The organism is Nitratireductor aquibiodomus NL21 = JCM 21793 (assembly GCF_000615975.1).
In the GTDB taxonomy this organism is placed as follows: Bacteria; Pseudomonadota; Alphaproteobacteria; order Rhizobiales; family Rhizobiaceae; genus Nitratireductor; species Nitratireductor aquibiodomus.
Genome location: NZ_BAMP01000021.1, coordinates 34,636 through 55,476, shown reverse-complemented (window position 1 = coordinate 55,476; position 20,841 = coordinate 34,636). Strand labels below are relative to the sequence as shown.

The 20,841-nt window shown below is 62.6% G+C and carries 14 protein-coding genes and 5 pseudogenes; 7 read left to right on the top strand and 12 right to left on the bottom strand.

From position 1 onward, the window contains the following. A pseudogene (locus JCM21793_RS08330) lies at positions 1-1,296 on the bottom strand (MobA/MobL family protein); the annotation flags it as partial. Positions 1,297-1,550: 254 nt separating this feature from the next. Here JCM21793_RS08330 and traC point away from each other — a divergent pair. The 5 genes and pseudogenes from traC (at position 1,551) to JCM21793_RS08305 (ending at position 5,496) form a co-directional block, all read left to right on the top strand. Continuing rightward, complete coding sequence (gene traC / locus JCM21793_RS08325; protein ID WP_025030085.1) at positions 1,551-1,814, top strand: conjugal transfer protein TraC; 264 nt, start codon at positions 1,551-1,553, stop codon at positions 1,812-1,814. A gap of 4 nt (positions 1,815-1,818) precedes the next feature. After that, the gene (gene traD / locus JCM21793_RS08320; protein ID WP_025030084.1) at positions 1,819-2,034 is read left to right on the top strand and encodes a type IV conjugative transfer system coupling protein TraD; all 216 of its coding nucleotides are present in this window, start codon (positions 1,819-1,821) and stop codon (positions 2,032-2,034) included. Beyond that, a pseudogene (gene traG, locus JCM21793_RS24855) lies at positions 2,021-3,948 on the top strand (Ti-type conjugative transfer system protein TraG). Before traD ends, traG begins: the two are co-directional and overlap by 14 nt. Positions 3,949-4,075: 127 nt before the next feature. Continuing rightward, on the top strand, positions 4,076-5,152 hold the full coding sequence (locus JCM21793_RS28170) for a hypothetical protein (protein ID WP_051556140.1): 1,077 nt from the start codon (positions 4,076-4,078) through the stop codon (positions 5,150-5,152). Positions 5,153-5,235: 83 nt separating this feature from the next. Then, positions 5,236-5,496 (top strand): WGR domain-containing protein, encoded by a 261-nt coding sequence (locus tag JCM21793_RS08305; RefSeq protein ID WP_025030082.1) that lies wholly within the window; start codon positions 5,236-5,238, stop codon positions 5,494-5,496. 68 nt (positions 5,497-5,564) lie between these two features. Here the strand turns inward: JCM21793_RS08305 and JCM21793_RS08300 are convergent, their stop codons facing one another. From JCM21793_RS08300 to JCM21793_RS08285, 4 genes and pseudogenes are all read right to left on the bottom strand, one after another. Further along, positions 5,565-5,882, bottom strand: a complete 318-nt coding sequence (locus JCM21793_RS08300; RefSeq protein WP_025030081.1) for a DUF736 domain-containing protein — start codon at positions 5,880-5,882, stop codon at positions 5,565-5,567. Between the two features lie 622 nt (positions 5,883-6,504). Beyond that, a pseudogene (locus JCM21793_RS24845) lies at positions 6,505-7,370 on the bottom strand (hypothetical protein). Next, positions 7,370-8,299 carry an ArdC family protein gene (locus tag JCM21793_RS08290; RefSeq protein ID WP_025030080.1) on the bottom strand — a complete coding sequence of 310 codons (930 nt, stop codon included), beginning with the start codon at positions 8,297-8,299 and terminating at the stop codon, positions 7,370-7,372. Before JCM21793_RS08290 ends, JCM21793_RS24845 begins: the two are co-directional and overlap by 1 nt. 276 nt (positions 8,300-8,575) lie before the next feature. Further along, positions 8,576-8,761 carry a hypothetical protein gene (locus JCM21793_RS08285; RefSeq protein WP_025030079.1) on the bottom strand — a complete coding sequence of 62 codons (186 nt, stop codon included), beginning with the start codon at positions 8,759-8,761 and terminating at the stop codon, positions 8,576-8,578. Positions 8,762-9,151: 390 nt separating this feature from the next. Here JCM21793_RS08285 and JCM21793_RS08280 point away from each other — a divergent pair, with 390 nt between their 5' ends. Continuing rightward, a complete protein-coding gene (locus JCM21793_RS08280) occupies positions 9,152-9,817 on the top strand; it encodes a hypothetical protein (protein ID WP_025030078.1) in 666 nt (221 codons plus the stop codon). 65 nt (positions 9,818-9,882) lie between these two features. On the opposite strand, the pseudogene JCM21793_RS24840 reads toward JCM21793_RS08280, so the two are convergent. The 4 genes and pseudogenes from JCM21793_RS24840 to JCM21793_RS08260 form a co-directional block, all read right to left on the bottom strand. Continuing rightward, a pseudogene (locus JCM21793_RS24840) lies at positions 9,883-10,469 on the bottom strand (hypothetical protein). A 358-nt stretch (positions 10,470-10,827) separates the two neighbouring features. After that, positions 10,828-11,175 (bottom strand): hypothetical protein, encoded by a 348-nt coding sequence (locus JCM21793_RS08270; protein ID WP_025030077.1) that lies wholly within the window; start codon positions 11,173-11,175, stop codon positions 10,828-10,830. After that, positions 11,172-11,633 (bottom strand): UCP036055 family protein, encoded by a 462-nt coding sequence (locus JCM21793_RS08265; RefSeq protein WP_025030076.1) that lies wholly within the window; start codon positions 11,631-11,633, stop codon positions 11,172-11,174. The genes JCM21793_RS08270 and JCM21793_RS08265 overlap by 4 nt, the downstream gene beginning before the upstream one ends. 87 nt (positions 11,634-11,720) lie before the next feature. Continuing rightward, the gene (locus JCM21793_RS08260; RefSeq protein ID WP_025030075.1) at positions 11,721-13,385 is read right to left on the bottom strand and encodes a ParB/RepB/Spo0J family partition protein; all 1,665 of its coding nucleotides are present in this window, start codon (positions 13,383-13,385) and stop codon (positions 11,721-11,723) included. A 313-nt stretch (positions 13,386-13,698) separates the two neighbouring features. Here JCM21793_RS08260 and JCM21793_RS08255 point away from each other — a divergent pair, with 313 nt between their 5' ends. Then, the gene (locus JCM21793_RS08255; protein ID WP_025030074.1) at positions 13,699-14,523 is read left to right on the top strand and encodes a hypothetical protein; all 825 of its coding nucleotides are present in this window, start codon (positions 13,699-13,701) and stop codon (positions 14,521-14,523) included. A gap of 5 nt (positions 14,524-14,528) precedes the next feature. Here the strand turns inward: JCM21793_RS08255 and JCM21793_RS24835 are convergent. From JCM21793_RS24835 to JCM21793_RS08240, 3 genes and pseudogenes are all read right to left on the bottom strand, one after another. Beyond that, positions 14,529-19,629: pseudogene (locus tag JCM21793_RS24835) on the bottom strand (helicase-like domain-containing protein). Positions 19,630-19,715: 86 nt separating this feature from the next. Further along, on the bottom strand, positions 19,716-20,114 hold the full coding sequence (locus JCM21793_RS08245; RefSeq protein ID WP_025030073.1) for a DUF3085 domain-containing protein: 399 nt from the start codon (positions 20,112-20,114) through the stop codon (positions 19,716-19,718). Positions 20,115-20,122: 8 nt separating this feature from the next. Next, positions 20,123-20,719, bottom strand: coding sequence for a DUF1419 domain-containing protein (locus JCM21793_RS08240; RefSeq protein ID WP_025030072.1), 597 nt, complete (start codon positions 20,717-20,719; stop codon positions 20,123-20,125). Positions 20,720-20,841 lie beyond the last annotated feature (122 nt).

Sequence of the window (20,841 nt, the reverse complement as noted above, 5' to 3'; positions counted from 1 at the left end):
TCATTGTGGTCTTGCCGGCCCCGGCCCGGCCGACGACCGTTGCGATCCGCTCCCCGCCCGCCACATGCTCGATGGCCGTCCGCTGCTCCTCCGACAGCCGCTCGTGCCGGCCGAAGACGGCTTCCAAAACCTTTGCCCGGACCGCAAACCCGCTCTTTCCCGAAAGCCAGTCCGCGCGGCTGACCATTTCGGCCTCGAGCCTGATCATCGCCCGTGTGGTCAGCGCGCCGGGACACGCGCACCTGTCGCGAAGTCAATGGTCTCATCGGCGAGCTTCAGGCATTCCGGGCTCTCCGTGATCCGCGCCAGAAGCCGCTGGAAGTTCTCCGGATCGTCGATATAGCGATGCAGGACCTTGGCGATGTCGCGCTGATCGAAGACGCTCTTTTCCGAGGTGAGAATGTCGAGCACCAGCTCCGGACGGGCCTCTATCCGTGCAGCGTTCTTCTGCCGTTGCGCCTCGTGAAGGGCGAGCCGTTCGAGATCGATGGCGCTCGCCTTGGCCTCGGCCTTGCGCTGCAGCGCCTTGGCGCCAACACCGATATGGGTTGTCGGTTCGATGTCGATGCCGCGCTCGGCATAGGACCGGCCATCGACCCGTACCTCCAACCCGGCAAGTGCCAGATGGTGGTTCTGGAGATCAAGCCATCTTTGCCGTTGCTCGAGGAATTCAGGCTTCTCACCGGACCAGAGCTTGTACTGGATCTTCCCGGTCGTGGTCCGAAGCGGCTGCCCGTCCGGGCCGATGACCGCGACCTTCTTGGACCCAAACCCGTCCTCTGTTAGCGGGCGCAGCGTGGTCATCAGGTGAATATGCGGATTGCGCGCGCCAATCCGGTTCCGATCCTGATCGGAACCTGAGGAATTGGCGCCACCGGGAATGCTGTCGTCGTGGAAGACCCAGTCGGCGACCTGCCCTCTCGAAAGCACCTGCGCGGAGACGAACTGCCGGACCAGGGCGATGTTCTGGTCCCGGCTGAGCTCGACCGGCAAAGCGATGATGAATTCCTTGGCGAGCTGGGCGTCGCTGCGTTTCTCGAAGGCTTCGACCGCATTCCAAAAGGCCTCGGCGGCGCCGGCAACGGACCGGTCGGCCATCATGTCGCGGGCCCATTTCGGAGCATCGGGCGGCAGCAGGAACTCCTCGTGGGCGAGGTTCTTCTTGTTCGAATAGTCGACGGTGCGCGCTTCCGCCTCGTGGCTCATCTTCGCGCAATGGCGATAGGCGGCGGACAGCACGGCGCTGCGGCCATTTCCGCGCGAAATGAGCTGAGGTGTGAAATGCGTGATCGCCACGGGCCATCAAGCTCCTGAGAAACAAGTCCAACTTGTTCCGAAGGACGGCGGCCTACCCCATCAGGGGCCGCCAGCAGCACGTCGCGCCAGCGACGTATTACTGCGCCCTTGGACGCATTCCTTCGGAACGCTGGGATGATCTCTCATTGAGACGGGTCTCTCGACCCGGCATTTCTGCCGGGATGCGCTGAAGGCGCACCCGGGCGATTCTGCTCATGGCTTTTCGCCATTCGCCAGAACCGGGAGCACACGGAATGAGAAAACCTTCATCGAAGATCAAGGAAGACATCGCCAGGCTGCAGGAGCAGCTCAGAGTCGCCGAAACGCGCGAGGCCGAACGTATCGGACGGCTCGCGCTCAAGGCCGGTCTCGGAGAAATCGAGATCGACGACGCCAAGCTCGTCGAAGCCTTCGAGGATCTGGAGAAACGGTTTCGCGGCGGAAGTAGCGAGGCCCGGAAATCACCGCCCACGCAAAACCCGTCTGGAGCGTCTTCGGGCGCAAATAACGAGGCTTGAGCGCATGCGACAGGCAAGCCAGTCCGACGCGCGCAAGAAGGACACGCGCGAGAAAATCCAGCTTGGCGGTCTAATCGCCAAGGCGGGGCTTCGCTATGAGAAGCGGGCGCTGCTGCTCGGATTGCTGATCGACGGCGCCAGCCGGATAGCAGCCGACGAAGCGGAGCGGGAACGGCTGACGGCGATCGGAGCGGAGGCGTTTTCCAGTGCCCCTGAATAAGTTCCTCCTCGTGATCGCTCCGGTCGGCTTGATGATCGCTGCGTGTCTTGGACTCACCGGCTCCGAAACGTGGTTGGCACGGTTCGGCAATTCGCCGGAGGCACAACTGACGCTGGGGCGGATCGGCATTGCCCTGCCTATGTTGTCGCCGCGATCATTGGGGTTATTTTCCTCTTCGCCGCGCGTGGCGCCATGGCGATCAAATCCGCTGGCCTTGGTGTTCTGGTGGGTGCGATCGGCGTGATCGGCATCGCGGGAATGCGCGAGCTTTCGCGCCTCAGCGGTTTCTCGGACGTGGTCCCCGATGGTCACCGGCTGATCGAATATGCCGATCCTTCGACGGGCATCGGCGCGATGGTCTGCTTCATCGCCAGCATGTTCGCCCTGCGTGTTGCGTTGCGCGGCGATACCGCTTTCGCAAGCATGAAACCACGCCGTCTGACGGGCAAGCGCGCCATCCACGGATCGGCGGACTGGATGTTGCTCGGCGAGGCCAAACGGATGTTTGGCAGAGACGGCGGCATCGTTGTGGGCGAGGCTTATCGCGTCGACAGGGACAGCGTCGCGAGCCACACGTTCCGCGCCGACGACAAACAGTCCTGGGGGGCCGGAGGCAAGTCGCCGCTCCTGTGCTTCGATGCATCTTTCGGATCGACCCACGGACTTGTCTTCGCGGGGTCGGGCGGTTTCAAGACGACGTCCGTCACGATTCCGACGGTGCTCAAATGGGGCGGCGGACTGGTGGCGCTTGACCCATCCAATGAAGTCGCACCCATGGTCATCGATCATCGGCGCAAGGCGGGCCGCGAGGTTTTCGTGCTCAGCCCGAAGGATGCCTCCGTCGGCTTCAATGTGCTCGACTGGATCGGGCGCTATGGCGGGACTAAGGAAGAGGACGTGGTTGCCGTTGCGAGCTGGGTCGTCACCGATGTCGGCCGGCAGACGTCCATGCGCGACGACTTCTTCCGCGCCTCCGCCCTGCAGTTGATCACCGCGCTGATCGCCGATGTCTGCCTCTCGGGGCACACGGCAAAAGAAAGCCAGACGCTGCGCCAGGTGCGCATGAACCTGTCCGAGCCCGAGCCGAAACTGCGCGAGCGCCTGCAGACAATCCACGATAAGTCGGAGTCCGCGTTCGTGCGGGAAAACGTCGCCGCCTTCGTCAACATGACGCCCGAAACCTTCTCCGGCGTTTATGCGAACGCGATCAAGGAAACCCACTGGCTGAGCTATCCGAACTATGCGGCTCTGGTGTCCGGGTCGAGCCTGTCGACCGACGATCTCGCGAACGGCAAAACCGATATCTTCGTCAATCTCGACCTGAAAACCCTTGAGGCCCATCCGGGTCTCGCGCGTACCATCATCGGCGCATTGCTGAACGCGATCTACAATCGAAATGGAGAGACGAAAGGCCGGACGCTGTTCCTCCTCGATGAGGTGGCACGTCTTGGCTACCTGCGCATCCTGGAGACCGCCCGGGACGCCGGCCGCAAATACGGGATCAGCCTGCTCCTCTTGTTTCAGTCGATCGGGCAGATGCGCGAGACCTATGGCGGGCGGGACGCCACATCGAAATGGTTCGAGAGCGCGTCCTGGGTGTCCTTCGCCGCAATCAACGATCCGGAAACCGCCGAATACATCTCGCGGCGATGCGGCAAAACGACGGTTGAGGTCGACCAGCTGAGCCGGACATCGCAGATGTCGGGATCGTCGCGAACGCGATCAAAGCAGTTGGCCGCTCGGCCGCTGATCCTGCCGGAAGAAGTGCTGCGCATGCGCGGTGACGAGCAGATCGTGTTCACGTCGGGCAATCCGCCGCTCCGATGCGGGCGCGCGATCTGGTTCCGACGGGAGGACATGAAATCGGTCGTGGCTCAGAACCGGTTCCACAAAGTACAATCCCCGGTGATGTAGAGAATGAAGTCACCCGTCGCGAACGGCAAGAATTGGATCAACTTCTGTGCCGCTGAACCCAATACTCTGATCCCCTGCTTGTCAGAGATCGCAATCTGTCGACAATGGATTGCAACTGGAGGGGACCATGTCGTTTCTCAAATGGCTGTTTGGCAAATCGAGTACGAGAGATGGAGACGCTCGGCCGAGTGCAGAAGGCTGGGCGATTTCTGAGAACGGCAACCCGACGATGGTCGATGGGCAAATTCGCATCACCGTCTTTCCTCAGGACCGTGGTTGGAAGTTTTGTATTGCCGATGTCGATGACCGGAATGACCCGTATTTCTCCGATGTCTATTCCAGTGAAGTAGCTGCGAAGGAGGAAGCGCTGGCGCATCTCCGCGGTGAGCCTACCGTCCATGAGTCGCTTTCTGCATCACGCACTGAAGATCGTCGCGATCAATGGGAGGCCCATATTCGCGCTCGATCAGTTCTAATTGAGGAAATACAGGAGCTTCTTTCGGAGAACCCCGAGCTTGGCATTACCGCCTTGCGTAAGCCGGAAGCCAAGGTGTCAAGCCACCTCAAACAGCTGAAATGGCAGATCGCCGAGTACCATCGCGCTGGCGTGTCGGCTGCCATGATTGCTCAGTCTGAGCGCCAAGAGGCTGTTCTTTCCGGACTTGCCGACGAGATCGGCGAACGGATAAAGGCAAAGCAGGCGCAGCGCCCGGCTCGCAAGCCGCCCGTCTCGGACAGCCAGTTGTCGCCCGATCTGGCTGGAAAGGTTGATGACGTCATCGGCTTACTCGCGAAGCAGGAGGAGGTCGATGCCGAAAAGCAGGAGCGACTTCAACGGAACTCAATAAGAGCAACGACAGACAGAATGCTGGAGGAAGGGATCACCTATGGCCAAGCGTCAAATGGACCGGACTTCCTGAACCAGGACGAAAGCTCGTTCCGCGCCTTCATGAAGACCGCAGACCAAGATCTTGGATGGCAGTGCGACACTGTTTCCGATGCGTTCAGGCGGTATCTTACCTCTGGGGAAATTCCGGCACCGCACTATCCAATGAGGGTCGCTGTCTTGCTGCATAAAGAGAAGGATTTCGAGCGGGAGAAGCGTTTTCTCGCAGCGTGGTGCAAGCACTTCCCATCAGGGAACGGGACCACCTATGCGAAGCTTGTGGAGCGGGCGAAGAAGACGGGTGCGATCCCGGGCTAGCATCAATTCCATGAATCGATCCGTATCCAACGATTCAAGAAATTCGTTGGACGTCGCTTCCACAGGAAGCGAGACTCTGGGCCATGAGCAATTCCGGTCCCGTTCACCTCAGGCGTGTGGACCCTGCACAGAATATGCGGCGGTTCTACAGCCTTTCGATACAGCCGACGCTGTTCGGAGGCGCCTCTCTCATTCGCGATTGGGGGAGGATCGGCACGCGCGGGCAAACCATGATGGAGACATTCGACACCGCCGATGATGCCGATCTGGCATTCGACCGGCTGGAGCGCCGCAAGCGCCGCCGCGGTTATTGTGATGCGTTTCTTGTCAAACGGCATCGCTAGATGCGATCGATAAGCGTGAACATGAAAAAGGCCCCGCCTTGCGGCGAGGCCCTTGTCTTCCGGGGAGATCAGTCGCGGTTTGTGTTCGGGCGCGACCAGATCAGCTGCATGCCATCCTGGCCTTCCACCTCGACCAGGGTGGCGTAGATCGGAGCCGCGAAGCTCGGGTCGTCCAGCTTGACTGAGACATAGTCGCGTTCGGTTCCCTTGGCCTGCTTCTGCCAGCCGGCGCCCAGTTCGACGTTGCCCGAGAAGATGCGGAACTGCGGGCCATTGTCTGAGGGGTTCTCGACGCGCTCGAAGCGGGCCTTGATGTTGAGCGCGAGGGTGTTGATCTGACCGGTGAAGCCGTTCTTGGTGGTGGTGAAAGTGCCGATGTTTGCCATTGTCCTATTCCTTTTCGATGTTTCGGGCCGCGCCCATCGCGGCCTCGATGGCTGTCGAAGAGACCGGTAACGATCGGCGCGCATCCCGAAGGGACCGCAATGAAATGGAGGACGGCGGTCCGGGGCTTTCTTGTCTCGCGAGGAATGGTGGCGCAGCCGCCAGGGGAAGAAAGTTCCGGCACGCCGTTGCGACAAGCCGGGCGAGGCGAAGCCGTTTGCCGGTCAGACATGCCAAATCGAGACCGCGTTGGGCGAGCTCCGTGAGAGACGACGGAAAAAGGAATAGGCCGTGACGTGGCGAACAGGCTCACCGCCACCCGTTACAGGCGCACAATCGGCAGATCGATCTCGTCACGGTTTAAGGCGGCCCAATTGCCGGTTCGGGATCTCCCGCACTATCGGCCAACGATCTATCTATCTCCGGTGACCGAACGTGCGACCGGAAAAGAGAGAACAGGCATGCGTCCGAATGTGGCCTTCCGCTGACAAGCTGTGCGGCTGTTGCCGGGGCTCCGCTTTGGCACGGCGTGATGCGGGGAGGCAGGTTTCGCAGGTGCTCCGTCGTCCCGGGCCATCGGACCGAACTCTGATGGCGAGAACGCGCCGCCGAAGCGGCCTGACATCAAACGCCGCACATCCCCTCGCACTCGTTTGGCCAGAGATCGAGCTGGCCATGATCGGCCAGCGTCGAAAGATCGGCCTCCTCGAGAGGAACACCGGACCGGTGCAGATAGACCTCGCCGCGAATACCCCGGATCCCGGTTCGGATCGCACGGTCGACATCAATCGCATCGCGCCAGGCCTCCTCGTCATGGTCGCGCATGGCGCGCCATCGGGAATTGTCATGGAACGGACAACCGATGCAGGCCGATTTCGGCGGGTCGGGATAGCCGCGATCCCGCAGCCAGACTAGGCAATCGCGGCGGGTCATCCGCTCCTCGATCAGCGGCCAGCGGTTGCGCTGCCAGGCCTCGCGGCTCGGCTTCATGCGCATCACCTCGTCGAAGGAAATCCTGATCCATTGCTCGACGACCGCGAAGGTTGGCGAGCGTTTGCGGGTGAGCTCGACCAGCTCGCGGACCTTGCGGCGGATCGGCTCGATCTTGTAATCGCCCGTACATTGGCGGCGGATCATGCCGATGGAGACATTGCCGCGACGGTCGACCGACCGCGCGAATGCGGGGATCGACGCCCACCGTTCGCCGCGACCGGCGGCGAGCAGATTGTCCCGCATGTTGCCGGACCCGACGATGAAGACCGGGAATGGTAGCACGTTCGGCGACATGAGCCAGTCGAGATGCTCGTAGACGGCTCTCGGCTCCCAGCCGGTATCGGCAAAAATCGCGCAGTCCGGCATGGGCCCGACCGCGCCATGCGCTGCCATCAGGCGAGCGTCGTCGACTGTACGCCGGCGCCGAGCGATAGCGCGCGCAGCCGAATTGCGGAGGGCTGGTCGCCCTCCGCAGTCGCATTCGAAAGGGAGGGCATCAGGCCGCCTCCCGCTCTTCGATTGCTGCGGCTGGTTGGAGCCCATGGAGGTAGGCGACCGCCCGCTGTGCATGCGCCGCCGCCTGAAAGATCGCCCGCTTGTCGTCTTTGAGCACACGCAACCATGAGTGAAGGTAGCTTGCGTGATCGGGTCGGGGCTCGAGTTCCGGCACGATGCCGAGATCGGCACATAGGAAGCAGCTCCCGAGCTCGGCAATGAGTTCTTCGCGGGCACGTTCGGAGCGATCCTTGTGATAGCGGGAAAGATCGCGCCCGACGCGGTGTGCTGGCGCTGTCCAGTGGGTGGCCTCATGGCTGAGAACGGCGACGTACGATTCCGCATCCCGGAAGCTCTCGAATGGCGGCATCTGGATGTGGTCGCTCGCGGAAGCGAAGAAGGCTTTGCTGCCGCCATGGCGGATTACCGCGCCGGTGTTCTCAAAGAAGTGGTCGGCATGGTCGATCCGTGACACCGGATCGATGATCCGGTCTGGCCGGTGATAATAGTGATCCGGCAGCCCATCGATCTGATCGCAATTGAAGACGGTGTAGGTTTTGAGAAACGGGATATCCCGCTCGACCTCGTCACCGCGTGAGTCGGTTTCGGTCTTGGTGAAGCGGCTGGCATAGACGACGGTCGCGCCAGTTTCGCCCTTGCGCACCTGGGCTCCGATCTGACCGGCCTGCCGATAGGTCATCCAGAGCGGTGCCTCGAAACCCCGCGCGATACTCTCCGACCAGAGGAGCAGCACGTTGATGCCGGTATATGGCTCGCCGGTGTGCCGGAGGGGACGTGTAATCCGGCCTTCGAGCCCGCCCGCACTCCAGGGCTTCATCCAGGGCCGGACGCCGTTTTCCAGATCGGCGACGATCGTCTCGGTGATCCGCGCATAGATGTCGACCCGCGGGTTTTTCTCTTTCCTCTTCATTTTCAAACCTCCTGATTTCCAGGACCGCGCCGATCGCGGTCCGTCACGAGGTCCGATCACGGCGGAGCTGAAGGCAGGAGCGGCACCCGAGCCGGATCCCGGTGTGCGCAGCGCGGCGGGGTGGCGTAGGGCCGGAACGAAGAGGAGGACGGCGAAGCCGTTGCCGGTGCTGCCGGCTCCGCCCGGACCTTGCTCGGGACGGACCTCGGTCGGGGCATCCGCGCAGCGGAAAAGGCGGCGCCAGGCGCCGCCTTTGAGGAGTGAGAGGATCGGTGGTCAGTGGACCGATTGACCGCCGGTATAGGGGTCGTATTCGAACAGGATGACGATCTCGGCCTCTTCGACTTCGTCGGCGGGAAGGACGCCGTATTCGTCGTCGGACTTGAAGAGGACGATCGGGGTCATGAGGGTGCGGGCCAGGTTCCAGGCGTGTTTCTGGGCGAGGGAAAGATCGTGCTGCATCTGAAGGCTCCATCGTTGGAGCGGGCCAATCCCGCTCTTGATGGCTCCGTCAGTGTGCGGCTTAGCGGACGCGATCACCGCGCAGGCCAAAGCCAAGCGGCCGCCGCTTGCGAGCGGACCCTTTACGGGTTGATCGTGGAAGTCCGCGCCGCACCAGGAATGCCATCCTCAAAGAGCGGGAGTGGATCGGCCATGATGGATGCCTGGTGCACAGATTGGGACGCGCAAATAGGCGAAACCCTCTCGGCGGCCGTGCGGAATGACTAGGTCCGGGCCAAGGTCGGAGAAGGCACATATTTGCACACGATTGGTACGTCACGCATGATATTGCATTTTCATGCGTAATATCTATATTTGATGCATCACAGCGACATTGCAGGACCTATGATCATGGCTTTTCGAGCAGACGAAGCGGCAACCAACGGATTTGAGCGCGCCAGGAATTACCTCGTTTCGAGAAACTTCTCGCCGGAAGAGCGCGAACGAAGCGAAAAGGCGTTATTGGACATCATCGACGAACACGGCCCAGTGGTGGAAGGCTATCCGACTTGGCATCCCTTGGTGGTCAATCACGACGACCGCAATCCAGAAACATATCCCAGCGACCGCTGCGGATACCGGGGGCTTGATCACACGATCTACTTCGCCCACGCCTTCCTGACCTGCCCCTATGTGAGCGGCGAGGAAGTCGTCCGGTCGGTGGAGGAGCTTCCCTCGCACCCGTGCGCTACGGTCAGCGCGGATATCCTGGACGTGCCCTTCTACAATACAAATACGCAGCCGGTGCTGGTGAGTTGTGAATGGGAATCGTTGCTCGATCCGGGACATATGATTCCAAAGAAGTTGGCCGTACCGCTGATGCTGGAGAAGGAACTTCCGGTATGGCGTTGGTCGTCCCGCGCCGAAAACTGGGAGACCATGCGGCCCTACATGCTGGGCGCGCCCCATGGCAGCAGGTCATCACTTTTCGTCGGTCAGGACACGGCCCTCGCGATGAAGAAAATCTATATGGCGATGGCGGAGAGCGGGATGTTTGGTCCGATGAAAATGGGCTGATGTCCGGCTCAGAGTCGCCAATCTAAAGGCGATATAGGGCGGAGCCGAAGCTCCGCCCGAGCGGATCAGCCAAGCGCCGCCATCTGCAGTTCGGCCGCCTTTCGGTCGACGGTCTGGCCGGGACTTTCGACCTGACGTTGGAAGGGCTTCCACGCTTCGCCGACAACTTCTTCGTAGGCGGTGACGACGCCTTCGGCCGCGCAGCGAAGCGCATGGGCCTGAATGCCCATATCGGCTGCGAACTCTCGCTTGCGTTGAGCATTGCTGTCGAACCCGACTGGGCCGTCGAGATCCTCGTCGCGTGCATCGTTGGCAGACTTCGCGGTCGCGTCTCGGGCTTCCGAGACGCCCGGGAATAGAACTGGCCGGCCCCATGGGCGGAGCCGACATAGGAACCGACGATACGCTGCAGATGGATCTGCATGGCGCGGTCGCCGAGGCCTTCGTTCAGGGAGTCGGCCGTGTCGACGATGATCTTGTGGTGGAGATCGCGGATGCCGTCGCTGTCGATGACGGGAAGACCGAAGCTTTCGGAGATGAGGGAGGCCTGGGCGCTGTCAGGGCAGGCGAGCCGGACCATTTCGAGGGAAGCGCCCTTGCGGAGCTGGACGATCTTGCCGGATTGACGGGAGGAACGAGCGTTGCTGGTCATGTGAGGTCCTTTCCTTCACGATTTGACCGAAGGCTCGAGCCGGCCCCTGCCGGCCCTCCCTTCGGGCGCGGGCAAAAGAAACCGGCGGAAAGACGGGGGCTTCAGGGTCCGCACGGACCGGGACGAGCGAACCTGTCCTGCGGGCCAGCAGGGCTTATCAAGCCCTCGCGCAGTCCCGCGGGGCCGGTTTGGCGAGGATGGTGCGTGCGGCCGCCTCGCGGCGCGTCAGCGGCCTTGAAGGCCCCGGCAGCCGGTTTACGACCGCGACCAGAACCGAAGGGAGGCCGGAAGGGGTGGCTTTCCACCGGCGCCCAATGTGAAGGAAATGACCGTGGCCGGTTCGCATATGCTCCTGCCATCACAATACGGCTTGCGCATCCGCTTTGGAGGTCGGTCCGTTGCTGATGGTCTTTGCCCTGACGGCGAGAATTGCACGCTCCTGCCGGGAGAGCTTCCGGTTGAGGGCATCGATTTCGCCGCGCCGCTCGAAGCTCAGCTGGTCGACGCAGGCCCTGAACATGGTTTCATCCGACCGTGTCCAGCGCGATCCTCCACGGGGATGTCTTCGGGCTTTCGCCTTGGCGGTCGTCGTCATGCGTTCAGCCCTCGCCAATATCTGGCGTTCGATCCGTTCGAGATGCGCCTTCGTCTGGCGGTGCGCTGCTTCCATCCGGGAGAGCAGGGATATTCCCCCGGAGACACTCACGCCGCCCTCCCGGTGTCCGGCGCCGGCACCGTGACCTCCTGCAGCACCGCTTCGGGATAGCCGTGCCGGGTGAGCCAGTTTTCCGCCTCGCTGCGGTTTGCGGCGAGATGGACGAGCTCCCCGAGGTCGCCCGGCCGGCTCATGACGAGGACCGACCCGGGTTCCGGCTGCTCGCGCTCCGTGAAGTCCCGTGGTGAGGTTACGTCGAAGGTCTTGTGGACCCGCATGACGATCATGCCGTTCGAACCGAAATCACCCTCATGCAGGGTGAAGGAAGCGGGGATCGTGTGCGTGCCCCGCTCGACGGCGGCACGTTTGCAAATCAGCCGCCCGGCCCCGTTGCGGTTCTTCCAGTCGGCAAGTTTCCTGCGGTAACGCTCCGGCGGCCGCGGCGTGCCATCCGAATAGGCAATGATCGCGCCGATCGGTGCGTGGTCGAAGATGAGTTTGGCGGACATGGTGTGCTCCTCGTTTTGTTGATTGGAAACGAAAGCGCCGCCGGACGAAGCCGGCGGCACGATATGCGTTCGGAAGGAAGAAGGCCGCTATTCGGCGGCTTCGCGGAAACCCTCGGAGACGGCATCCGGGTCGATGTCGCTCTCATCCGGCTCGTCGACGGAACCATCGGTATCCGCCGCGTCTTCGTCCTCGACGATCTCGTTGTGGGCCTTCCAGTCGGCGAGTTCGTTGGCGTCGGGCGCGAACAGCGCCGAGGCATGGACGAAGCGCTCCTCCTGGAAATGCTCGACGAGTGCGGCGCGGGTATCGCGAACTTTGTTGCGCGGCAGCACCGATGTGTCCGCACATGCCGCCTCGAGCGCCTGGCGCGAGAGGCAAAGGAGGAAGTCCTCCGTTCCCATGTTGGGCAGGAAGCTATCGGCACCGACGACGGCGCCGGCGATCCGCGAGACGATGCCGCTGTTCGACATGTTGCGGCGGCACGACAGCACCTCGATCAGCACCGAGCGGACCGCGATGCGCAGCATGTCCGTGTCGAACGCGAGATTACCGGTCTCGTCGACCAGGTTGGCAGCATGGGGTGCGATCTGGCTGCGGAACGACCCCGTATTGCCTGACCCGCTATCGACGCGGACATTCTGACCGGCAAAGGCGATGACGAGCAGCGCCATCAGCGTGTCATCCTCGATCGGCGCGCGTTGAAGCGCCTCGTGAAGCGCGTCCGTGCGAAAATCGCCGATCATGTCCTGGCCCTTCTGGGTGACATCGGGGCGCTGCGCCGGCGCGACGGCGCCGCCATCGCCACCCTTTCCTTTCGCCGCCTTCGGCTCGGGCATCCGGTAAACGACCGACTGCACCTTGCCATCGCGGTCGAGATACATCGCCGTGCAATCGGACTTCTTCGGCTTGCCGTAGACCCGCTCGGCCTTCTTCGGCAATTCCGGCTGACCCCAATTGTTGGACTCGGTGATCATGCCGTTCTTGGGCAGATTGTTGGTCATCCACTCCTGCTGGGCGCCGAGGAACGCCTCGACATCGGTCGTATAGCGGCTGTCTTCGTCGGCAGGCGCAAAGAGATCCTCGACCCAGGCGATTCCGTAGGCTTGTGCCAGCTCGTCGTCGAAGCTGGCGTCACGGGCATACATGCGCGTCTTGGACAGGCCGTTGGCGACCGACCACCAGGTCGTTGTCTCGCTCTTCTTCGGCTTGTGGGCCTTCCAGACCTCCTTCTGCTCGGCAATCGACGCAGCCGCAATGGTCCGGAGCTGCCGCTCGTCGGGCATGTCGCCCTTCGCCATTTGGTCCAGCATGGCGGGAAGCACATTGGCGAGCAGCCGGAGCTTCTTGATCTGGCGCACCGAAAGCGACAGCGCCGCGGCGATGCCTTCCTCGGTCCAGCCGAGCGCGACGAGCCGCTCGATCGCGCGCCACTGATCGACCGGGTTGAGCGGTTCGCGGGCGATGTTTTCGACCATGGAACGCATGGCGCCGCCGTCATCGGCGGGATCGGTCACGATGACCTCGATCTCCTCGAGCTCGGCCGCGATCGCGCCCCTGGTGCGGCGATGGCCGGCCTGGATGATGAAGCCATTGCCGCCATCGGCTTCGGGAGAGACGACGGGCGGCTGGATGATGCCGACGGCCTTGATGGTCGCGGCGAGCAGCGCATCGCCCTGCGGAGTGGATTTGGACTTGCGGGCGTCGTCGGGATTGTCCTTCAGCGCGCGCGGATCGATCTTGATGATATGCATGGGAAGCTCCTGTTCACGGTTGCGGGTCCGGCATGCCGCCGGCTCCCTTTCTCGTCTTCTTCTCGAAGACATCCCCCGGGGACCGCGGAGCGGGCGGACCGGTGCAACTGCGGCCGAGCGTCCCTGCCTGGCCGGACGAGCGGGGCTCACAAGCCCTGCGAAGGACGACGGGCCGGGATGGCGCAGGCGGCGGTTGAGCGTCAGCGTCACCGGTCCAACCGGTCTGCGACCGGTCCCCTTTCCGACATCACTTTTTTCGTCGATCTTTCTTCACTCCCTGCGGGGGTATTTTTTCACGAGAGTTTTGTGTTCGATGGCAATACCGACATGGACGACGGCCCAGGCAAAAATGAGCGTGGGGATCAACGGTACCTATGTGCCGTTCAAGTCCGCGCCGGACTCGATGCGTCGCTTCGTTCGCCCGGCGTTGTTCGCAACCGAAGACGACGTGTGGGAACTTCGTCTATTCGGGACCGCATTTCTTGCGACTTTTCATGGGTGGAATTTTGCGCTCGTGACCGCGCATCAAACAGACGTAGCGAAGGGCGCGCCTGCGGCCGATCAATTCCGCGTGGTGGTCAATAGCGAAAACCGTAATCTGGCGGTTCCGCCCAGCAGTCTTCATCGCCCCGTCATCGACGACGAAGACCGCCAGTCGCTAAAGGACCTCACCTTCTTTGACTACAGCGGAAGCTCGGCGAAAACTGAGCACCTCGATCTCTCGAGTATGTTCTGGTCCGATGCGGTGGATATCACCGCCGACTACTCGTTTCTGATCGGCTATCCCTCATCATCCGCGATCATTGAGCTCGATGGCGATGACCACAGCAAGCTCTCCAACTTCACGATGCGCTGGATCCGACAAGACCTCGAGGAAGACGAGCCCCGGCCGTTAGACGTCGAACACCGGGCGATCTTCGTGAAGCACGATCGGTCGACTAGGGAAAGCGTGGAACCTGACGGGCTGAGCGGCTCACCCGTCTTCTCCATCATCAAAGACAAAGACAATGATCGGCATCTTCGGTTCGACGGAATCGTCACACATGCCAATGGCGACCGCTTCGCTGTCTATCCGAGTGTGTATATCCGGGATATGCTCGAACATATCGTGCAGCAGGCTGAGGGTAACGGGGCCTGAAGCGCTCAGGCCGCCTCCATCGCCTTCTTCCCCTCCTTCAGAACCTCATCCGCCAGATCGGCCTCGATGACATCGAGCTGCCGGCGTTTGTCGGCAAGCTCCTCCTCGAAGCCGAATTCGCCGCCCTGGCGGGACTGGTAGGACGCCAACCGGCGCCTGGCGTCATCGAGCCGGAACCGGTATTGCGACCGCTCGTCCTCGAACCCGGCAAGCACATGCTCGATGCGCGAGACGGCGCCGAGCGGGGTGACGGTCAGGGCCAGATCGATATCGGTCTCCGCGCCGGTCCGTGCGAGTGCGACACCGTACTGGAATTCGTCGTTGCCGAAGCGCTGGCCGGAGAAGATCAGATCGAAGCCGCCGATCTTCCCGAGAGTCATCTCCTCCTCCTCCCGCAGATGCACGAGGGTCATGATTTCCTTCATCATGGCGCGACCGGCGGGCTTGCGGTCGGAAAAGGACTGCCCGGCAGTTGTCATGGTGAAGGCATCGCCTGACGTTGGATTCCGGCGCTCGATGTCCTTGCCGATCTCGGCGATCCGCCGCGTATCATGTTCGATATCGCGTTCGGCGTTACGGATCTGGCGGCGAACGGCGAAGAGATCGTCGCGATGCGCCGCGCGTAAGCGTTCGAGCCGGGCAATGTCGGCTTCCAACCCCGCCTTCTGCATCAGGCGCTGATCGCCGGAAGCGATCGCTTTGGCCATGGCGAACTGGTTGGCCTGGCCCTCGCCCAGATCCTCGAGCCGGCGCACGGAGGTGTCGCCGGAAAGGGCCGCGGCGATGAACCGGGCCTTGCGCTCGTTGTTCTGCCACATCTGCGCGTCCATCGAGCCTTCGGTGGCGTAGGCGAAGATGTCGATCTCGTCGTGCTGATTGCCCTGCCGCTCGATGCGGCCCTCGCGCTGTTCGATCTGCGAGGGAAGCCAGGGGACGTCCAGATGATGCAGCGCCTTGAGGCGAAGCTGGGCGTTGACGCCGGTGCCCATGGTCTCCGACGACCCGATCAGGAAACGGACCTTGCCGGCATTGACGTCGGCAAAGAGCCGATGCTTGGCCTCGGTCTTCTTGTAGTCCTGCATGAAGGCGATTTCCGAAGGCGGTACGCCGAGGCGAACCAGCTCGTCGCGGATCCAGCGATAGGCGGAAAAGCCACGGGATTTCTCGACGCTGATCGTGCCGAGATCGGAAAAGATCATTTGCGCCGCGCCCGGCAGATCGAAGGGTTTTCCGTCGCGGCTCAGATATTCGTTCTGACCCGTCTCGCGCCAGATGCGGAAGCTGTTCTCGATCAGCTTGTTGAGCTTGTTGTCCGGCTCATTGTCATTGTCGGGATCGACCAGCCGAAGATCGATCGCCGCATGGCGTCCATCCGTGATGACCGAAAGCAGGATATCGTCACCTGGCTGCGCCGGGCCCTCGCGCTTTTCGATAGCCTTGATGCGGGCCTCTAGCACCTGCTGATAGAGCTTGAAGTCGTCTGTCGCTTGGCGGTGACGATCTGGCGCTTGCCGGTCGAGACGGCGGGGATTTTCACATATTGCTTCAGGTCCTCCGGCAGCACGACATCGGCGAAGGAGCGGAACATGGCGATCAGTTCCGGCACGTTGACGAAGGTGGCAAAGCGCGAAACGGGCTTGTATTTGCCCGAGGGCTGCAATTCGAGCTCGGTCGCCACATCGCCGAAGGTCGAGGCCCAAGCGTCGAATTCGTGCAGACCCCGTTCCTTCAGCGCCCCCAGACCGAGGAAGCGCTGGACGGAGAACATCTCGCCGAGTGTGTTGGTGATCGGCGTTCCGGAGGCCAGCACAAGCGCCCGGCCCGGGTTTTTCGTCTCGATGAAACGCGATTTGACATAGAGGTCCCAGGCGCGCTGCGAGCCGTTCGGATCGACGCCCTTGAGCGTCGACATGTTGGTGGCGAAGGAGAGTTTTCGGAACTCCTGCGCCTCGTCGACGATGATCTGGTCGACGCCAATCTCGGAAATCGTCAGGAGATCGTCCTTGACCGAACCGAGCGCCTCGAGCCGGTCCCGCAATCCCTCTTTCAGCCGCTCGAGCCGCTTGCGCGACACCCGGTCGTCGCTCTCGACCCGGGTGAGCAGCTCCTCATAGAGCGTGAGCTCATCCTCGATCATCTGCCTTTCGAATTCGGCCGGGACGGCGATGAACTTGAAGGCCGAGTGGGTGATGATGATCGCGTCCCAATTGGCCGTCGCGGCGCGCGACAGGAAGCGATGGCGTCTGTCTTTGGTGAAGTTGGTCTCATCGGCAACGAGGATCCGCGCCGTCGGATAAAGCGCCAGGAACTCGCGGGCGGCCTGCGCCAGGCAATGACCGGGCACGACCAGCATGGCTTTCGAGATCAGGCCGAGCCGGCGTTGCTCCATGATCGCGGCCGCCATCGTCATGGTCTTGCCGGCGCCGACGGCGTGGGCGAGATAGGTTGCGCCCGACGAGATGATCCGCCAGATGCCCCGTTTCTGGTGGCCATAAAGAACAAAGGCGCCAGAGGCGCCCGGGAGTTTCAGATGGTCCCCGTTGAAGGATCGGGGCGCGATATTGTTGAAGGTGTCGTTGTAGACCCCCGCCAGCCGGTCGGTGCGATCCGGATCGGACCAGACCCATGTCTGGAAAGCGGTCTTGATCTTGGTGAGCTTCTCCTTGGCCGCCTCCGTGTCGACGACATTGAGGACACGCCGTTCGCTGTCCCCGTCCTTCACCGTGTCGAAGATCTGCGGGATCCGGCTATTGAGGGCATCGGCGAGCAGTTCGCCGGCATGCCGGCGCTTGGTGCCCCATTCGGAGGTGCCCTCGGCGCGATAGGCGAGCATGCGGGCATCGACCGTCCAGGAGGCGAGTTCCGGCATGTGTCGGATCGTGATCTCCGTGCCCATCGTCTCCTTCACGAAATCGACGACATCGGAGGCGGGAATCCACGGGGCACCCAGCCGCGCCGTGATCTCGGAGGGGCTGAGATCGGCCGGCTGCACTCCTTCGAGCGCCTCGACATTGCGGTTGAAAGCCGGATCGAGCTCCGCGGCCGCCTCGGCGACCGCCAGCTTGTCGCGGACTGGGCCGGAGAGATAAGCATCGGATGTCTGCCACGTCCCGTCAGCCGGATCGCGATAGATCGCACTACCCAGCTCCTCGACGAGGGTATCTTGGTCTTCATGCAGAATCTCGGCGATATGGTCGATATCGACATGGCCGCGCTCGTTCAAGACGACGGCCAAAGCGTCGGCGGCGCTCGTGATCACCGGCGACGACGGTGGGGCAATCACCCGTTCGGAGAAAATCGGGCCGGTCTTGGCGGTGTCCGTATCGAGGTCGTAAGTCTCGATGGAGGCGACCAGCCAGCAATCCGGATCGTCGAGGAAGGGCTGCAGGTTGGGGCGGCGATGCGTCTCGCGGGTCTCGCCCGTCGCATCGTTCTCCGTGATCGACACCCTGGTGTGATTGATCGGCCCGAAATCGCGGACGAAGCTCGACCAGGCGATGCGCAGCTTAACTTGGCAATCGCGCCATGCTGATCAGTCTCCTGGGCCTTGAGGACCGCCCGCACCGCGTCCCGCACCGGGATCAGTTTCCTGACGATGGCGATCTGTTTCTCCGAAAACCCTTCGCCCGACCGTCCCTTACGGACAGAAACCGGAGCGGGCTTGCCATCGAGCACCTGCATGAGGCCCCTCGAGGCATCGAAGACAAAGCTGCCCTCGCGCACATGCGCATCCTCGGGTCTGACGATATCCGTCAGGCTCGCCCCAAGTTCGAGATCGACATCGATCGCGTCGGGCTCGCCGTCATAGAGGGCGTCCGGAAGAGAGAGAATGGCATCGTCCAGGTGGGCTTCGAGATCGCCCTCACCGGCGAGGCAGGTGTAGGTCTGGCCGAAGGGACCGGATGTGGTCGCGTGGCGGCCAAGGACATGATCGGGGTGGTCGGCGAACCAGCGGTTGACGCGGATGGCGTCGCTGTCTTCGCTCGCGGGAACGACCTCGGCAAGGTCCAGCCAGCTTGCGTCGCCCTGCGGCTCGCCCGGCTTGCGCTTGCGGAAGAAAAGGATGTCGACGACGACATCGGTGCCGGCATCGGCGCGAAAGCTGCCTTCGGGCAGCCGGATCGCGGCGATCAGATCGGCGGATTTGGCGATGTGCTCGCGGGCCGTGGCGTCCGCCTTGTCCAACGTCCCCGCCGATGTGACGAAGGCGGCCAGCGCGCCGGGTTTCAGGAGATCGATGGACCGGGCGATGAAATAGTCATGCAGACGCAAGCCCATCGACCGGTAGGCACGATCCGAGCGGACAGTCCGGTCGGAAAACGGCGGATTGCCGATGGCGAGATCGAAATGCGCCGGCAGATCGGTGCGCGCGAAATCGCCCTCGACGATGCGGGCGACCGGCTGCAGAAGGCGAGCGATGCGCGCGGTGACCGGATCGAGCTCGACGCCGGTGACGAAAGACGCATCCCTTAGTGCCTCCGGCATCAGGGCCGGAAAAAGCCCCGTGCCGATGCCCGGTTCGAGCACACGGCCGCCGCGCCAGCCGAGCCGTTCGAGACCCTTCCAGATCGCCCGGATGATGAACTCGGGGGTGAAATGCGCATATTGCGTGCAGCGGGCTAGCGAGGCGTAATCGGCCTCGTTCACGGATGCCTGCAGCTCTTCGCCAAGGTCTTCCCACCCCTTGCGAAATCCCTCCTCGCCGGGCCGGGTGAAGATCGCATTGGCAAGATCGGACGCACCGAAGCCGGTGAACCGGATGAGGCGTGCCTGCTCTTCGGACGTCGCGGGCCGGTCCTCCCCCGCGATCGCCGCGGCAAGGGCAATCGCTTCGAGATTGACACGGGCGCGGGCCTTCCAGCCCTTTGCCAAAGCTCGGCTTCCGGAAAGATGGAAATTGCTGCCGCGCTCGGGCGTTTCGGCCGGCTGTCGTTTTGCGGACTCCTCGCGCGCTGGCGAACCGGATGAATTCGCCACCGGCGCAGGTTCGGTTTCCTCTGGTTCTGCTTTCGGGCTCTCGGAAAAGGCGGTGACGCCAAGGCCGAGCCCGGAGGACAAGGCCGAGCGGCCGAATATGTCGAGGGTGAAGGGATCGTGGTCTGACATGGTGATGTCTCCTGTGATGCGGGCGCACGGAGCCGCGCCGCCGGGAGACCCGGCAGCGTTCGCCACGTGCGGATTTGAAAAAGGGGTTAGCGGGTGATCAGCGAGAACGAGATGTCGTTCTCGGTGAGCTGGATGCCGAGATGCGTGATCCCGAAGCTGCGGTTGAAGCTTGGCACCAGCAGATCGGCATCGATGAACTCGACGCCGTCATCGCCGCCGAAGTGCCGGCGCTTGTAATCCCACCAGTCGGTATCGCCCTTCGGATGGCATTCGGTCGAATAGACGACGAGTGGTTTCTGGCCCTCGGCGAGCTTGCCATTGGAAATGATGTAGACGCCCTCGTCGCCAACGAGCCAGAATCCCGGCTTCTCGCCCTCTCCCGGGCGGGTGCCATAATAGGGATTGCGAAAACCGCCATTGGCGGCGGCATCTTCTTCGCCGCGCGCGATGACCTTGCGCACCGCAAGAATCGGAAATGTGAACATGACGGACCTCACGCGGCTTCTGGCAGCGGGAGGTGACGAAGGTGCACCGGCAGCTTGTCGGAGATCTGTTGATCGGTCAGCGCCTCGAGCAGTTCGAACCGCGTGCCCGGCTTGCCGTAGACGATGACGGTGCGCTTGCGGCGATGTTCGGGCCGGAAGTCCTCGCCGGCATAGCCGCGATACTTGTCGTGGGCGGCGCTCCAGATATGCTCGATCCGCTCTTCGCGGGTCATCGCCTTGACCGGCTGCCGTTCGCGCTCGACGATGGCGTCGCGCATGTCATAGGGCGAGCGCGGATCGGACAGATCGCAATAGGCATGAAAGAACCGCGTCACACCATTGATGGAGAGCATGTAGAAGACGCTGGTGATGCTGCCGGTCAGGAATTCGCGCATGGCGAACATCTCGCCGCGCATCCAGAGCGGCGGCAGGATTTCGAGCATGTAGTCATGCTGGGCTTGCGCGATCTCGAACCACTCGCCGGCGCAAAGCTTGGCTCCGTCGGTCTGCCAGCGATCGGGTCGCTGCGCATGGCGGTCGAATAATCTGAACATCTGGTGGCGGTCGGCGATTCCGAAATAGATCTTGCGGATGGGAGAGGTCATGGCGGGCTCCTTTGAGGCCTGTCCCGGGCTGGAGCGCGGCGCACCCTCATCGGCATCACCATCCTCTTCAGCCTTCCGGACCCCTCCCTGCGGCCGCCTCTCCGTCCGGCCGGGTCAAGGGC

What these genes read in the sequence shown, in the direction of transcription:
- traC (WP_025030085.1), top strand. Translation starts at nt 1,551, where the DNA reads ATGAGAAAACCTTCATCGAAGATCAAGGAAGACATCGCCAGGCTGCAG.
- traD (WP_025030084.1), top strand. Translation starts at nt 1,819, where the DNA reads ATGCGACAGGCAAGCCAGTCCGACGCGCGCAAGAAGGACACGCGCGAG.
- JCM21793_RS28170 (WP_051556140.1), top strand. Translation starts at nt 4,076, where the DNA reads ATGTCGTTTCTCAAATGGCTGTTTGGCAAATCGAGTACGAGAGATGGA.
- JCM21793_RS08305 (WP_025030082.1), top strand. Translation starts at nt 5,236, where the DNA reads ATGAGCAATTCCGGTCCCGTTCACCTCAGGCGTGTGGACCCTGCACAG.
- JCM21793_RS08300 (WP_025030081.1), bottom strand. Translation starts at nt 5,882, where the DNA reads ATGGCAAACATCGGCACTTTCACCACCACCAAGAACGGCTTCACCGGT.
- JCM21793_RS08290 (WP_025030080.1), bottom strand. Translation starts at nt 8,299, where the DNA reads ATGAAGAGGAAAGAGAAAAACCCGCGGGTCGACATCTATGCGCGGATC.
- JCM21793_RS08285 (WP_025030079.1), bottom strand. Translation starts at nt 8,761, where the DNA reads ATGCAGCACGATCTTTCCCTCGCCCAGAAACACGCCTGGAACCTGGCC.
- JCM21793_RS08280 (WP_025030078.1), top strand. Translation starts at nt 9,152, where the DNA reads ATGGCTTTTCGAGCAGACGAAGCGGCAACCAACGGATTTGAGCGCGCC.
- JCM21793_RS08265 (WP_025030076.1), bottom strand. Translation starts at nt 11,633, where the DNA reads ATGTCCGCCAAACTCATCTTCGACCACGCACCGATCGGCGCGATCATT.
- JCM21793_RS08260 (WP_025030075.1), bottom strand. Translation starts at nt 13,385, where the DNA reads ATGCATATCATCAAGATCGATCCGCGCGCGCTGAAGGACAATCCCGAC.
- JCM21793_RS08255 (WP_025030074.1), top strand. Translation starts at nt 13,699, where the DNA reads ATGGCAATACCGACATGGACGACGGCCCAGGCAAAAATGAGCGTGGGG.
- JCM21793_RS08245 (WP_025030073.1), bottom strand. Translation starts at nt 20,114, where the DNA reads ATGTTCACATTTCCGATTCTTGCGGTGCGCAAGGTCATCGCGCGCGGC.
- JCM21793_RS08240 (WP_025030072.1), bottom strand. Translation starts at nt 20,719, where the DNA reads ATGACCTCTCCCATCCGCAAGATCTATTTCGGAATCGCCGACCGCCAC.